This is a genomic window from Micromonospora sp. NPDC005161 (assembly GCF_053599855.1).
Map to the genome: position 1 here is coordinate 62345 of NZ_JBSFYQ010000027.1, position 13911 is coordinate 76255.

The 13911-nt window shown below is 72.3% G+C and carries 13 protein-coding genes; 8 read left to right on the plus strand and 5 right to left on the minus strand.

Annotation, left to right across the window (positions count from 1 at the left end; all coding sequences use genetic code 11):
- Positions 1–137 precede the first annotated feature (137 nt).
- The 3 genes from ACWD5O_RS24030 (at position 138) to ACWD5O_RS24040 (ending at position 4261) form a co-directional block, all read left to right on the plus strand.
- Positions 138–1574: an amidohydrolase family protein gene (locus ACWD5O_RS24030; RefSeq protein ID WP_354962471.1), complete on the plus strand. Its 1437-nt coding sequence runs from the start codon at positions 138–140 to the stop codon at positions 1572–1574.
- A gap of 3 nt (positions 1575–1577) precedes the next feature.
- A complete protein-coding gene (locus ACWD5O_RS24035; protein WP_354962470.1) occupies positions 1578–2381 on the plus strand; it encodes an IclR family transcriptional regulator domain-containing protein in 804 nt (267 codons plus the stop codon).
- A gap of 299 nt (positions 2382–2680) precedes the next feature.
- A complete protein-coding gene (locus ACWD5O_RS24040; RefSeq protein ID WP_354962469.1) occupies positions 2681–4261 on the plus strand; it encodes a DHA2 family efflux MFS transporter permease subunit in 1581 nt (526 codons plus the stop codon).
- A 57-nt stretch (positions 4262–4318) separates the two neighbouring features.
- Here ACWD5O_RS24040 and ACWD5O_RS24045 read toward each other — a convergent pair whose 3' ends face one another.
- From ACWD5O_RS24045 to ACWD5O_RS24060, 4 genes are all read right to left on the minus strand, one after another.
- Positions 4319–4780 carry a DUF5709 domain-containing protein gene (locus ACWD5O_RS24045; protein ID WP_354962468.1) on the minus strand — a complete coding sequence of 154 codons (462 nt, stop codon included), beginning with the start codon at positions 4778–4780 and terminating at the stop codon, positions 4319–4321.
- A gap of 120 nt (positions 4781–4900) precedes the next feature.
- A complete protein-coding gene (locus ACWD5O_RS24050) occupies positions 4901–5785 on the minus strand; it encodes an alpha/beta fold hydrolase (protein ID WP_387322217.1) in 885 nt (294 codons plus the stop codon).
- Positions 5786–5898: 113 nt separating this feature from the next.
- Positions 5899–6822, minus strand: coding sequence for an RNA polymerase sigma factor (locus ACWD5O_RS24055; RefSeq protein WP_354962466.1), 924 nt, complete (start codon positions 6820–6822; stop codon positions 5899–5901).
- A gap of 96 nt (positions 6823–6918) precedes the next feature.
- Entirely contained in the window at positions 6919–7887 is a 969-nt protein-coding gene (locus ACWD5O_RS24060; protein WP_354962465.1) for a helix-turn-helix transcriptional regulator, read from the minus strand.
- A gap of 62 nt (positions 7888–7949) precedes the next feature.
- Here ACWD5O_RS24060 and ACWD5O_RS24065 point away from each other — a divergent pair, with 62 nt between their 5' ends.
- Genes ACWD5O_RS24065 through ACWD5O_RS24075 form a run of 3 tightly spaced genes read left to right on the plus strand, consistent with a single transcriptional unit; the run spans position 7950 to position 11003 of the window.
- On the plus strand, positions 7950–9083 hold the full coding sequence (locus tag ACWD5O_RS24065; RefSeq protein WP_450086616.1) for an epoxide hydrolase family protein: 1134 nt from the start codon (positions 7950–7952) through the stop codon (positions 9081–9083).
- A complete protein-coding gene (locus ACWD5O_RS24070; protein ID WP_450086617.1) occupies positions 9080–10240 on the plus strand; it encodes a winged helix DNA-binding domain-containing protein in 1161 nt (386 codons plus the stop codon). Before ACWD5O_RS24065 ends, ACWD5O_RS24070 begins: the two co-directional genes overlap by 4 nt.
- Before the next feature lie 19 nt (positions 10241–10259).
- Positions 10260–11003 (plus strand): YqjF family protein, encoded by a 744-nt coding sequence (locus ACWD5O_RS24075; RefSeq protein ID WP_354962462.1) that lies wholly within the window; start codon positions 10260–10262, stop codon positions 11001–11003.
- 46 nt (positions 11004–11049) lie between these two features.
- Here ACWD5O_RS24075 and ACWD5O_RS24080 read toward each other — a convergent pair whose 3' ends face one another.
- Entirely contained in the window at positions 11050–12027 is a 978-nt protein-coding gene (locus ACWD5O_RS24080; RefSeq protein WP_354962461.1) for an aldo/keto reductase, read from the minus strand.
- Between the two features lie 85 nt (positions 12028–12112).
- On the opposite strand from ACWD5O_RS24080, the gene ACWD5O_RS24085 reads away from it, so the two are divergent.
- Entirely contained in the window at positions 12113–12874 is a 762-nt protein-coding gene (locus ACWD5O_RS24085) for a maleylpyruvate isomerase family mycothiol-dependent enzyme (RefSeq protein ID WP_354962460.1), read from the plus strand.
- A 93-nt stretch (positions 12875–12967) separates the two neighbouring features.
- Complete coding sequence (locus ACWD5O_RS24090) at positions 12968–13840, plus strand: hypothetical protein (protein ID WP_450086618.1); 873 nt, start codon at positions 12968–12970, stop codon at positions 13838–13840.
- The last annotated feature ends 71 nt before the right edge of the window (positions 13841–13911 follow it).

Genomic DNA, 13911 nt, shown 5'->3' on the forward strand with positions numbered 1-13911 from the left:
GTCAACGGTCAGCTCATCGTACCGAAACGGGTCCTTGACACGACTTCGTGACCGGGACCACACTGGCGCCACTCGGGGCTGGCCGCACAGCGGACAACGGTCCGGAACCCCTCGTACCCGGAAAGGAATGGGTGGCGATGAGCGCAACCTCCCGGCCGGTGGTCTTCCGCAACGGCCTGGTTCTCACCATGGACGACGCACACACGGTGCTGCCGGGCGCCGACGTGCTGGTCATCGGCGACCGGATCGCGGAGGTGGGCGTCGGCCTCACCGCTCCCGACGACGCCCTGGAGATCGACGCCGCCGGCGGCATCCTCATGCCGGGAATGGTCGACACCCACCGGCACATGTGGCAGACCGCCATGCGCGGGTACGGCGCCGACTGGACCCTGACGCAGTACTTCGTCTGGTACTACCTGGAATCCGGCAAGCTGTTCCGGCCCGAGGACGTGTACGCGGGCAACCTGCTCGCCGCGATCGAAGCGGTCGACGCGGGCGTCACCACCACCGTCGACTGGTCGCACGGCCTCCAGACACCTGATCACGCCGACGCGGCCGTCGACGCCCTCGAGGCGGTCGACGGACGGTTCGTGCTCGCCTACGGCAACATCCAGCAGGGCCCGTGGGAGTGGGCCACCTCGCCGGAGTTCCGCGACTTCCACCGGCGCCGGATCGACGGCGGCAAGCTGGCCGGTTTCCAGATGGCGTTCGACGTCACCGGCGATCCCGCCTTCCCCGAGCGCGCCGCCTTCGAGGTGGCCCGGGAACTGGGTGCCGCGGTGACCACCCACGCCGGCGTCTGGGGCGCCACCAACGACGACGGCATCCGGCTGATGCACGAGCACGGCTTCATGAACCCCTCGACCGTCTACGTGCACGCGGCGACGCTCACCCACGACTCGTACAACCGGATCGCCGCCACCGGCGGCTCCGTCTCCGTCTCCACCGAGAGTGAGCAGAGCGCCGGGCAGGGTTACCCGCCCACCTGGCAACTGCGCCACCACGACATCCCGGTGTCGCTTTCCATGGACACCAGCGTCTGGTGGAGCGGCGATCTCTTCTCGGCGATGCGGACCACGCTCGGCGCCGACCGCTCCCGCGAGCACCTGGAGGCGCACGCCAAGCAGGACACCATCACCCACTGCCACCTGCGGGCCGAGCAGGTCGTCGAGTGGGCCACCCGGGGCGGCGCCCGCGCCCTCGGCATGGACTCCACGATCGGCGCCCTCACCCCCGGCCGGCAGGCCGACATCGTCCTGATCAAGAACGACGCCTCGCCGGTGATGTTCCCGATCCTCAACCCGCACGGTCACGTCGTCTTCCAGGCCCAGCGCGGCGACGTGCACACCGTGCTGGTGGGCGGCCGGGTCGTGAAGCGGGACGCCCGGCTGGTCGACGTCGACCTCGCCGCCGCGCGGGCCAGGGTGGCGGCCACGATCGACCACCTCCGCGAGACCATGGGGGAGGAGGCGTGGCTGCGGGGCATGAACCCGGACGTCCCGGAGACCGCGATCCTGGAGAACCCGTACCAGTACACCGAGTGGGACGCCGGCTCGGCGCAGTGGAAGCATTAGGACATGAGTGACACCGGAAGGGGCGCCGGGCCCGACTTCATCGAGGCTCTCGCCCGGGGTCTCGACGTCCTGCGCTCCTTCCGTCCGGCCTGCCCGTCGATGACGCTCAGTGAGATCGCCGCCGCCACCGGCCTGGCCCGGCCCACGGTCCGGCGCATCCTCATCACACTCGAGTCGCTGGGCTACGTCCGCGCGGTCGGCCGTGGCCACGCCCTCACCCCGCGCGTCCTGGAACTGGGGATGGCGTACGTCAACGCGCTGAACATGTGGGACGTCGCCCGCCCGCACATGGAGAAGCTCGTCGCGCAGACGAACGAGTCCACCTCGATGGCCCAGCTCGACGGCAGCGACATCGTCTACGTCGCCCGCGTCGCCGTACCGAAGATCGTCACGCTCGCCGTGACCATCGGCACCCGCTTCCCGGCCCCCGCGACGTCGATGGGCAAGGTGCTGCTCGCGGGGCTGCCGCCGGAGACGCTGGCCGCCGTGCTCGCCGAGCCGACCCGCTCCGGGATCACGCCCCGCTGGCAGCCCTCGCCCGGTGAGTTGGACGCCGTGCTGCGCGAGGTGCGTGCGAAGGGTTGGGCGCTCGCCGACCAGGATCTCGCTCCGGGGATCCGGTCCGTCGCCACCGGGGTCCGCGACGGCGACGGTCGGGTCATCGCCGCGATCAACGTCACCGTGCACGCCGCGGAGACGTCGTTGGAGACGCTGGTCGACGACCACCTGCCGCGGTTGTTGCGCGCGGCCGCCGACATCGGGCACGACTGGGCGCTGACCGCCGCGGTGCCGGTGTCCACCGCCTGAAGGTCCACCTCCCCGGCCGCCCCTTGTGGGACCCGCTCGGCGCCGGCCGGGGCGGACCGCGTCGACGGCGGGCTCGGCCGTTTCGGCTGGCTGATCGACACCCCGACAACCGGCTGCAATCGGACGGCCGAACGGATGCGCCGCCGCGCGGTCACGAAATCCGGCGGCGGACCGTCACAGGGGACAGATAGTCTGCCTGCGCGCGTCGTCGCCTCGGTACGTCGCGTCCTGCGCCTGGTAGGCGCGGCACCGCCGCCACCGCCCACCATTCGCCGGTTCAACCGACTTCAGGAGAGTTTGTGACCCAGCAATCTGTCGCGACATCGGACAAACTCGACGCCGCGGTGCTCAAGGTGGCGGGCGTCGTCGTCCTCGGCGCGATCATGTCGATCCTCGACGTGACGGTGGTCAGCGTCGCGCTGCCGACGTTCCAGAGCGAGTTCGACGCGTCCTACGCCCGTGTCGCGTGGACGATGACCGCCTACACCCTCGCCCTGGCCACGGTGATCCCGCTGAGCGGGTGGGCAGCCGACCGGTTCGGCACCAAACGCCTCTACATGGTGGCGCTGGCCCTGTTCACGATCGGGTCCGGGCTCTGCGCCACGGCCGACACGATCGGCGAGCTCATCGGTTACCGCGTCCTGCAGGGCCTCGGCGGCGGCATGCTCATGCCGCTGGGCATGACCATCATGACCCGGGCCGCCGGTCCGCACCGGATCGGCCGGTTGATGGCGGTCCTCGGCGTCCCGATGCTGCTCGGGCCGATCGGCGGCCCGATCCTGGGTGGCTGGCTGATCGACACCGCGAGCTGGCACTGGATCTTCCTGATCAACCTGCCGATCGGCGTGGTCGCGCTGGTCTACGCGCAGATGGCGCTTCCGAAGGACGCGCCCGAGCCGTCGGAGTCGTTCGACTTCATCGGCATGCTGATGCTCTCACCGGGGCTCGCGCTGTTCCTCTACGGCGTCTCGTCACTGCCGGAGACGGGCACCTTCGCCGAGACCAAGGTGTGGGCGCCAATGCTGGTCGGCGCCGCGCTGGTGGTGGCGTTCGTGCTCTACTCCTTCAAGCCTCGGCACCCGCTGCTCGACCTGCGGCTGTTCACCAACCGCAACCTGACCATCGCCTCGGTGACGCTGTTCGTGTTCATCATCGCGTTCATGGGCGCCGGCCTGCTGTTCCCGAGCTACTTCCTTCAGGTGCGCGGCGAGTCGACGCTGGCCGCCGGTCTGCTGATGGCGCCGCAGGGCATCGGCGCGATGATCACCATGCCGATCGCCGGCACGCTGGCCGACCGGGTGCCCATCGGTCGCACGGTCCCGTTCGCGCTGGCGCTCATCGTCGTCGGGTTCTTCAGCTTCACCCAGGTCGACCCGCAGACCTCGTACTGGCTGCTCGGCGGGTCCTTGTTCGTGATGGGCCTGGGCATGGGCGGCACGATGATGCCGATCATGACGTCGGCGCTGCGGACGTTGCAGGCCCACGACGTGGCGCGCGGCTCCACGCTGGTCAACATCCTCCAGCAGATCGGCGGGTCGATCGGCGCCGCGGTGATGTCGGTGATCCTCACCAACGAGCTGAACGGCTCCCGGCCGATCCCCGGCCTGGTCGACCCGAGCGGCAAGCCGGTCACCGAGGCCGGGCTGGCCATCGCCGCCCAGCAGCGGCCGGAGCTGCTCCAGCAGACGCCGGTGGACCCGTCGCTCATCGAGCGCGGGCTCGACTTCGCCGCCAAGTCGTTCGCCACCACGTTCTGGGTGGCGTTCGCGCTGGTGCTGCTCACCTTCATCCCGGCTGCCCTGCTGCCACGCCGGCGGAAGCCGGCGCAGCCGCTCGACGACCAGGGTGAGCTGGCCAAGGCCCCCGTCGTCATCCACTGAGCGACCCGCTCGCCGCGCTCGGCACCCCTCGTGGTGCCGAGCGCGGCGGCGCGGCGTTCAGCGAAGCGGGCCGTCCCCGGGCCCGTTCGGGTCCTCGACCAGGTGGATCGCAGCCTCCTCGGCGCTGGCGGCGCCTCCATCGATCCCGACGTCCCACGCCACCGACTCGGCCTCGTCGTCCTCGCTGAGCCCCTCGTCGTCGGCGACGAGCCGCCCCGCCCGCGCCTCGCGCTCGTATCCCCGCCGGGTCAGCTCATCCTCGTCGTCGACGCTCTCCGCGTACGGGTCGGTGTCCGGTTCCTCCTCGGCGAGGAGCTGCGCCAGAGACTCGCCCGCCCGCTCCTCGGCCGGCGTGGTGCCGAACCGGTTCGCCGCCGTCCAGTGGTCCTCGGCGATGATGCCGGTGTCGAGGGGGTCGCCGACCCGGTCGTCGTCGAGGGTGTCGGAGGCGTCCAGGACCCCGTCGTCCTCGGCCACGTTCCACTCGTCGACGGAATCCATCCGTTCGGTCTGGCTCACGGCGGTCTCCTCTTTGTCACGGTGCAGCAAAGTGCTCAGCCTATGACCGTGCAACGCGCCTGTACGCCGAGGCCTGCCCGCTGTGACGAACGACCTCGGGACGCGCTGTGCCGGGGTGGGTCACCGCTTCAGCAGCTCCGCCACGGCGTCGGTGAACTCCACCGGCTGCTCGATGTGCGCGAAGTGCCCGCTTCGCTCCAGCGTCACCAGCCGCGAGTCCGGAAGCCCCGCGTGCAGCTGCTCGGCCCAGCGGGGGCCGCAGATGAAGTCGTACGTCCCGACGATCACCACGACGGGCACGGTGATCTCACCGAGGTTGTCCCGCACGTCGAAGGGCGTGGGGTCCTGCGCGTCGGCCGGCGTCGACCAGATCCGGACGGCCGCCTGAAACGGGGCGAACTCGTCCCGTCGACCCCAGAAGTCCGCGAAGTACACCGGCAGGGCGGCGCGCAGCGCGGCCCCCAACGACTCGTCGTCCGTCGCGCCGCCGATCTGCGCGAAGGCGGCCGGGACCGCCGTCGCCTCCGGCCGGTCCGGGTGCCGCTGCGGGTAGGCGGCGAGGCTGGCCATGGCCTCGGCCCAGAACTCGGCGCCGGTGACGGGTGAGGTGTCGTACAGTGCGAGGCCGGCGATCCGGTCCTGGTGGGTGAGCGCGTACCGCTGGGCGACGAAACCGCCGTGCGAGTGCCCGAGGAGGTAGACCCTGGGTTCGCCGAGGTGCTCGACGACGGCGTGCAGGAACCGGACATACGTGTCGAGACGGTAATCGTCGGGGTTGTCGAGCTGTCCCGACGCGCCCGTGCCCACCGGCTCGACGTAGACCATGGTGAAGTGCGCCTCAAGGCTGGGCGTCCGCAGGTACGTCCACTCGATGCCCGGGCCGCCGGAGTGCGCCACGCACACCGGGCCGGCGCCGGCGACGTGGTAGACCTGCCGAACGCCGTCGACGGTGAACGTGTGGGCACCGGGTGTGAGGGCGCTGACGTCGTGGCGGGTGGAACCCATGAACTATCTCCCGATCCGAGACCCGCGCGGCGTCCGCCGACACGGCAACTGGTGCATGACGCGGACCAGATGCGCGGGCCGAGGGGAAAGTTCGCTCGGTCGGGAAAGTTTTTTCAGACCAGCGCGGGGACGGGGTGGAAGAGGGTGAGTTGGCGTACCCGGCCCTCGCGCAGCACCTGCATCCACAGCGCCCCGGGCGGGCAGTGCTCCGGGTCGTCGGGCGGGCTGATCAGGTCGGTTTCCCAGATCAGCACGTCACCGCTGGCCACGACGTTGCGCAGCCGCTGTCGTACCCCGTTCGTCAGGTCCTTCGTCATGCCCTGGACCGCCAGGTCGGTGCCGCCGCGCAGGCCACCCGGCGCGAGCATCTCCGCGTCCGGCCACCAGCTCTCGCGCACCACCCGGTCGAAGTCACCGCGCATCGCCGTCGTGATCATGTCGCGGCCCTCGCGCCACCGGGCGTCGCTGGACGCGGTGACGTCGACGTGCGCCGCGGCCGCCGACGCCCGCAGGCCGCCGGCGAGGGCGCGGCGGGCGTGGCTGAGCCGGCTGCGGACGGTGCCGACCGGCACGCCGCAGACGGCGGCGATCTGCTCGTACGAGGAGGCGTCGCTGAAGTACCGCAGCAGGGTCACCAGCCGGTCGGGCTCGGACAGCGCCCCGATGGCGTGCCACACCCAGTCACGCAGCGCGCCCCGGTCCAGCGCCTCCTCGGGGGTGGGGGTGGTGGCCGGCTGCGCGAACCACTCGGGTTCGGCGACCGGGACGGGCCGGGGCCGGCGCAGGGTCGTCCGACTGTTGTTACGGACGATGGCCCGCAGCCACGGGCCGATCGAGGCCGGGTCGCGAACCTCGCCGATGCGGCGCAACGCCACCACCATCGCGTCCTGGACCGCGTCCTCGGCGTCCGGACCGTAGCCGAGCAGGCTCAGCGCGACCGCCCGCATCTCTGCCTCGTGCCGGGCCAGCAGCACACCGAGCGCCGCCGCGTCGCCCGCCTGCGCGAGCAGGACCAGCTCCGCGTCACCACGCGTCACGCCCGCTTCCCCCCACTATGTGGCCTTTCAGTCGTTTCGGCCACGCCATCGGCCGTTCGAGCCTAGGCCGGGCGGTCGTGCCACCGCCCGCGCTGCCTACCCGGTTGTCGGGCCGGCAGCCCGGGTGGCCCGCGCGCCGATCTCGCGGAGGTACGCGATCAGCTCCGGCGGCTCGTGCACCTCGAAATCGCAGCCGAGGGTCAGCAGGCGCCACGCCAGCCACTCCAGGGTGTCGGCGTGACTGCGCAACCGGCAGGAGGTGGCGTCGATCGGCTCCAGGTCGACCGAGGCGCCACCGAGCGGGCCGGTCATCCGCTCCACCGGTGCGTGCAGGGTCACCACCGCCCGGTAGACCGGGGTCAGTTCGAGCAGCTTCTCCGTCACGAACGCCGCTGCGTCGGGGGCCGGCAGCGAACGAGGTGCGACACGGGTCCGGGTGGATCGCAGCTCGCCCATCCGGTCCACCCGGAAGATCCGCCAGTCGCCCCGGTCGTTGTCGTATCCCACCAGATACCACCGGCGGCCCGCCGACACCAGCTTGTAGGGCTCGACCAGCCGCTCGCCGGCCGCGCCGTCGCGCCGCCGGTAGGTGAACCGGAGCTGCTCGCGGTTGGTGACGGCGGCGGCCAGCGCGGTCAGCTGCTCGGGGTCGACCGTCGGCCCGCCCCAGGTCAGCAGCGGTTCGGTGGCGGCACCCAGCGCGCCGAGCCGGTGGCGCAGCCGGGCGGGCAGCACCTGTTCCAGCTTCGCCAGCGCTCGCACCGATGCCTCCTCGATCCCGGCCACCGCATGACCGGCGGCGGTACGAAGACCGACCGCGATCGCCACCGCCTCCTCGTCGTCCAACAGCAGCGGCGGCATCGCCTTGCCGGCGACGAGGCGGTATCCGCCGATCGCGCCCATCGTCGCCCGCACCGGATAGCCCAGGTCGCGCAGCCGTTCCACGTCCCGGCGGACGGTGCGCAGGCTGACGCCGAGCCGGGTGGCCAGCTCGTTGCCGGGCCACTCGCGCGGGGTCTGCAGCAGAGAGAGCAGATTCAGCAGCCGGGCGGGGGTGTCGGACATGGCTCCAGAATGCCAGCGATGTGTGACAGGACCTGACCTATATAGGTCGTAGCGTGGCCGACATGACGCCATTTCGCATCGACATCCCGCAATCGGAGCTCGACGACCTGCGTGACCGGCTCTCGCGGACCCGGTGGCCCCGCTCGTTGCCCGGCGCCGACTGGACGCGCGGAGTGCCGGTGGGCTACCTGCGCGAGATGGCCGACCACTGGGCGACCGGCTACGACTGGCGGCTGCACGAGGCGCGGTTGAACGAGTTCCCGCAGTTCGTCACCGAGATCGACGGGCTGGAGGTGCACCTGCTGCACGTACGCTCGCCGGAGCCGGACGCGCTGCCGTTGCTGCTGACGCACGGCTGGCCGAACTCGGTGGTCGAGTTCACCGAGTTGATCGGCCCGCTGACCAATCCGCGCGCCCACGGTGGGGACCCCGGGCAGGCCCTTCACGTGGTCGTGCCGTCGGTGCCCGGCTACGGCTTCTCGCAGGCGCCACCGGCCGGGTTCACGGTCAACCGGGTCGCCCGGATGTGGGCCGAGCTGATGCGTCGCCTCGGCTACGACCGGTACGGCACCCAGGGCGGCGACCTCGGCGCGTACGTCGCGCCGGAGGTGGCGACCGTGGCGCCCGAGCAGGTGGTGGGCGTACACATCGACGGAGGGTTCGGCTTCCCGACCGCCGCCGACGTGCCGGGCATGACCGAGGCGGAACGCGCCGAGTGGGAGCAGATGCAGCAGTGGATGAGCGGCGGCGTGGACCATCACGCGCTGCTGCGGGCCGCGCCGATGACCCTCTCGTACGCCTGGAACGACTCGCCGGTCGGGCTGCTGGCCTGGATGATGCACAAGTTCAAGGAGTTCACCATGACGGTGCCGACGCCGGAGCAGGCCATCGACCGGGACCACCTGCTCACCAACGTGAGCCTGTACTGGTTCACCGGCACGTCGGGATCGTCCTCGTGGCCGATGTACGAGCGCGTCACGATCGCGGACGACGGCGGTTTCGCCTGGCCGAAGGGGCAGCGGCGGGTGCCGTCCGGCGTGTACGGCGGAGGGTCCGCGCTGATGCGGCGCCTCGCCGAGCGGGACAACGCGATCGTCCACTGGCCGGAGGGCAACCCGGGTAGCCACTTCGTGGCGATGGATGAGCCGCTGGCGCACGCGGCGGACATCCGCGCGTTCTTCGGGAGCCTGCGGTGATCAACCTGAGCTGGGGTCAGGTGTGCGCCCGGCGCATGGACCGGCACGGGCTCTCCGCGCCGACCGCGACGGGTTCCGCCCCGGAGGCCGACACCGTCGCCGCCGTGGTGTCCGCGATGTGCGGCGCGCACGCCCAGGTCGCCTCCGCCGCCGAACTGTCCGTCGGGCTGCGGGTCCCGGGCGCCACCCGTGCGCTGGTGCGCCAGGCGCTGTGGACGGACCGGATCCTGGTCAAGAGCCGCGGGCCGCGCGGCACCGTGCACCTGCTCGCCACCGCCGACCTGCCGATGTGGACGGGCGCGCTCTCCGCGCTGCCGGTCCCGTCGTGGGAGCAGGGCCGCGACCTGCTGACCCCGGCGCAGACCGAGCAGGTCCTCGCGGCCCTCGCGGACGCGCTGGCCGAGGCCGAGCTGACCACCGACGAGCTGACGGAGCAGGTGGTCGCCCGCACCGGCCCCTGGGCCGGCGAGCGGGTCATGGACGCGTTCCAGGACAAATGGCCGCGCTGGATCTCCGCGATGACGGCCGCCACCCGGGGCGGCGTGATCTGCTTCGGCCCGAACCGGGGCCGCTCCACCACCCACACCAGCCCAACCCGCTGGCTGCCCGGGTTCGCGCCGATGGACGGCACGGCCGCGCTGGCCGCCCTCGTCCGGAGCTACCTGTACGCGTACGGGCCGGCCACCCCGGCGCAGTTCGCCCGGTGGCTGTCGGTACCCGCGACCTGGGCGGCGACGCTGTTCGAGTCGCTGGACCTGGCACCCGTCACGGTGGAGGGCACGCGGGCGTGGGTGGCGGCCGGCGACACCGACTTCCCGGACGACGGGCCGTCGGGGGTGCGCCTGCTGCCCTACTTCGACGCGTATACGGTCGGCTGCCACCCGCGTGACCTGCTCTTCCCCGGGGCTGCCGCCGACCGGGCGCTGGCCCGTGGGCAGGCCGGCAACTACCCGGTGCTGCTGGTCGACGGAACGGTCGCCGGGGTGTGGCACCAGCGTCGCTCCGGTCGCACGATCCACGTGACGGTCGAGCCGTTGATGGCACTCGGCGCCGGTCGGCGGCGGGCGTTGGAGGAGCAGGTCGAGCGGGTCGGTCAGGTCCTGGAAGGAACAGCATCGCTGACCATCGGCCCGGTGCAGGTCGGTCCGCACGCGTGAGCCGGGGCAGGATGGGGGTGTGGACATCGAGCCCGTCGACGCCGCGCCCCGGCGCGCGTTCCCCTGGGCGATGCTGCGGCAGCGTTGGCAGGATCTGACCTTCCTGCACTGGCCTGTCGCACCGGACCTCGTCGCGCCGCTGCTGCCGGCCGGGACCCGCCCGGACACCCTGGACGGGGTCAGTCACGTCGGGCTGATCGGCTTCCGGATGGTCGGGCTGGGCCTCGGCCGCGGGCCGGGGGTGCCCTACTTCGGCACCTTCTGGGAGACCAACGTCCGGCTCTACTCGGTCGACGGCACCGGCCGGCGCGCCGTGGTGTTCCGGTCGCTCGACGCGTCCCGGCTGGTGCCGGTGCTCGTCGCCCGTGCGACGCTGCGGCTGCCGTACCTCTGGTCGTCGATGCGGTTGGACCGCGACGGCGACCGGCTCACCTACCGGTGCCGGCGTCGTTGGCCGGGCCCGGCCGGCGCGACGAGCCGCATGGTGGTCCGGGTGGGGGAGCGGATCGCCGACCCGACCCCGCTGGAGCACTTCGTCACCGCCCGCTGGGGGCTGCACACCCGGGCGTACGGGCGCACGCGGCACCTGCCGAACTGGCACCCGCGCTGGCCGCTGCACCGTGCCGAGCTGCTGCACCTGGACGACGAGCTGATCGCCGCCGCGGGGCTGCCGGCGCCGACCGGGCCGCCGGTCAGCGTGCTGTATTCCCCCGGGGTCGGGGTGCGCTTCGGTCCGCCGGTCACCGTGCGCCGGCCCGGCTGACCCGCTGGTACGGGTCGCCGGGCCGGTCGCGGTGGTGCGTCGAGCGTCAGTAGCGACCGCCCTCGGGCGCGGGCAGGGCGTCGAGGTCGGCCAGATTCTCGGCGCTGAGCCGCACGTCGCCCGCCGCGCAGTTGTCCACCAGGTACTTCGGGGTCTTGGTGCCGGGGATCGGAATGACCTGGTCACCCTGGGCGACCACCCACGCGAGCGCGACCTGTGCGGGGCTGACGGCGGCCCGGTCGGCGATCTCGCGGACCCGGCCGACGATGGCGAGGTTGGCGCGCAGCGCGTCCTGCTGGAAGCGCGGCAGGCCACGCCGGAAGTCGTCGGTGGGCAGATCGTCGAACGAGGTGAACCGGCCGGCGAGGAAGCCCCGGCCCAGCGGGGAGAACGGCAGGAAGGCGATGCCCTGCTCGGCGCAGTACGGCAGCACCTCGGTCAACGGGTCGCGGGTCCACAGTGACAGCTCGGACTGCACCGACGCCACCGGGTGCACCGCCTGGGCCCGCACGATCTGGGCCACCGTCACCTCGGACAGACCGATCTGCCGCGCCTTGCCCGCCGCGATGACCTCCGCCATCGCGCCCCAGGACTCCTCGATGGGCACCTCGGGGTCGACCCGGTGCAGCTGGTAGAGGTCGACGTGGTCGGTGCCGAGCCGGCGCAGGCTGTCGTCGATCGCCGCGCGGATGTGCTCGGGGCGCCCGTTGTTGCCGAGGACCGGCGAGTTGCCGGGGCCGCCGGTCGGGGACGTGACCACCAGCCCCACCTTGGTCGCCAGGACCGCCTGCTCCCGGTGGCCGCCGGCCAGGGCCCGGCCGACCAGCTCCTCATTGGTGTACGGCCCGTACACGTCCGACGTGTCGATCAGGGTGGCTCCCAGGTCGAGCGCCTGATGGATGACCGAGATCGACGTCTCGTCGTCGCGGGGGCCGGTGATGTCGTATCCGTGGCTCATGCCCATGCACCCGAGCCCGATGACGCCGACCTCGGGACCCGTACTGCCCAGCGTGGTGGTTCTCATGCGCCCCACGCTACGGCGGGCTCCGGCGTTCGGCGAACGCGTTGCGGCACCCCCGGCGACCGTCGACCTGTGGTCGACTGTCCGCATGGAGCTCTCCCGATTCCTCGACTGCCTCGGGGACGACTTCGCCCGGTTGCGGGCTGTCGCACCGACCAACCTCAGGGCAGCGGTGCCCAGCTGCCCCGGCTGGAGTGTCGCCGACCTGACCCGCCACGTTGGCGAGGTCTATCTCCACAAGACCCTGGCCATCCGCGACGGCGCCGAGCCCGAGCCCTGGCCGCCGGCGGAGCTGGCGAGCGAGGAGCCGCTGGCGTTGCTCGACCGGACGTACGCCGGGTTGCTGGCCGAGTTCGCGGCCCACGACCCGAAGGACCCGGCCGGCTCCTGGTACGCGCCGGGCCAGACCGTGGGCTTCTGGATACGGCGGATGGCGCAGGAGACCGTCATCCACCGCATCGACGCCGAGTTGGGCGTCGGTGTCCCGGTCGCGCCCGTCCCGGACGACCTCGCCGTCGACGGCGTCGACGAGCTGCTCAAGGTGTTCGTGGAGTATTCGGCGGCCGAGTGGGCCGACGACTTCAACAAGATCCTGGCCGATTCGCCGAGCTGGACGTGCGCGATCCGTACCGATGGCGCGGCGTGGACGGTGCGTACCGAGCCGGGGCTGTTCCGCGTGACCGACGGCGTGGCCGACGCCGCCGACGTGACGGTGACCGGCCCGCCGGCGGCGATGCTGCGCTGGGCGTGGGGCCGGAACCTGACCGGTGAGCCGGGCGGCGTCACCGTCGAGGGTCCGGTCGAGGCGTTGACGCCGATGCGCCGCTGCATCGTCACCGCGACCCAGTGAGCTGTGCCGGCGGCTCCGCGCCGCGACCACCATAGAATCGATGGTGTTCACTGCCTTTGTCGGCGGTGTCGCTGGTGGCCAGCGCGGAGGGCGGTGCGGGAGATGGGACCGGACGAGCGGGAACGGCTGTTCGAAGGGGCGCGGGAGGCGTCGACGCGGCAGGACACCTGGGCGGAGGCGGACCGACTCTGGGTGCGGGTGATCGACGCCTACCGGCAGGCCGCGCAGGGCTCGGGCCGGGTCGACCGTCGCGACCAGCAGCAGCTGGCCCGGGCGCTGTGGCGGCGTGGGATGCTGCTGTCCGCTCATGGCAGGGCCGCGGACGGGATGGCGCCCGGCGGTGCGGCGGTCGCCCTCTTCGAGCGGGTGCATGACGCGGTGACGGCCGAGGGTGGCGACGTGACCGCTCCGGCGCGGGACGAGGCGCTCGCGGAGCTGATCACCGCACTGGTCGACCTGGCGGAGGTCGCGTTCGCCGCCGGTCAGCCCGTCACCCGGCTGGAGCTGGTGGAGCGGGCCGTGTCCGTGGGTCTGCGCACCGTCGCATCGCCGCCGGCCGCCGGCCCCCGGACCAGGGAGGCGATGGGCACCGCCTACCACAACCAGGCCGTCGCCCTGCTGCACCGGTCGGTCACACGACCCGCCTCGGACGACTCCGTCCGGGAGGCGGCGCTGGCCGCGTCCCGGGCCTGCGAGCTGCGTCAGGGGCTGCTCGATCCGCTCCGCCCGCTGAGCCTGTGGGAGATGGCCAACACGTACGGGGTGTACGCGCAGTGCCTGGCGCTGATCCGGGATTTCGACCGCGCCGCGATGGTGCTGGGCCTCGGCAATCGGCTGGTGGAGCTGCTGGGGCCGGCCGGCGCGCAGCCCGCCCAGGCCCTGCGTGTGGCGGCCGAGATGGTGGCCCGGGAGAGGTCGGCGTCGGGCGCGACCGCCTCGCGCCGCTGGGGATGGCGGCGGCGCTGACCTCCCGGCCAGCGGGAATCCGCTCGCCCCGCCTTGCCATGCATCGTCATTGATCGATACTGTGCGCCCAG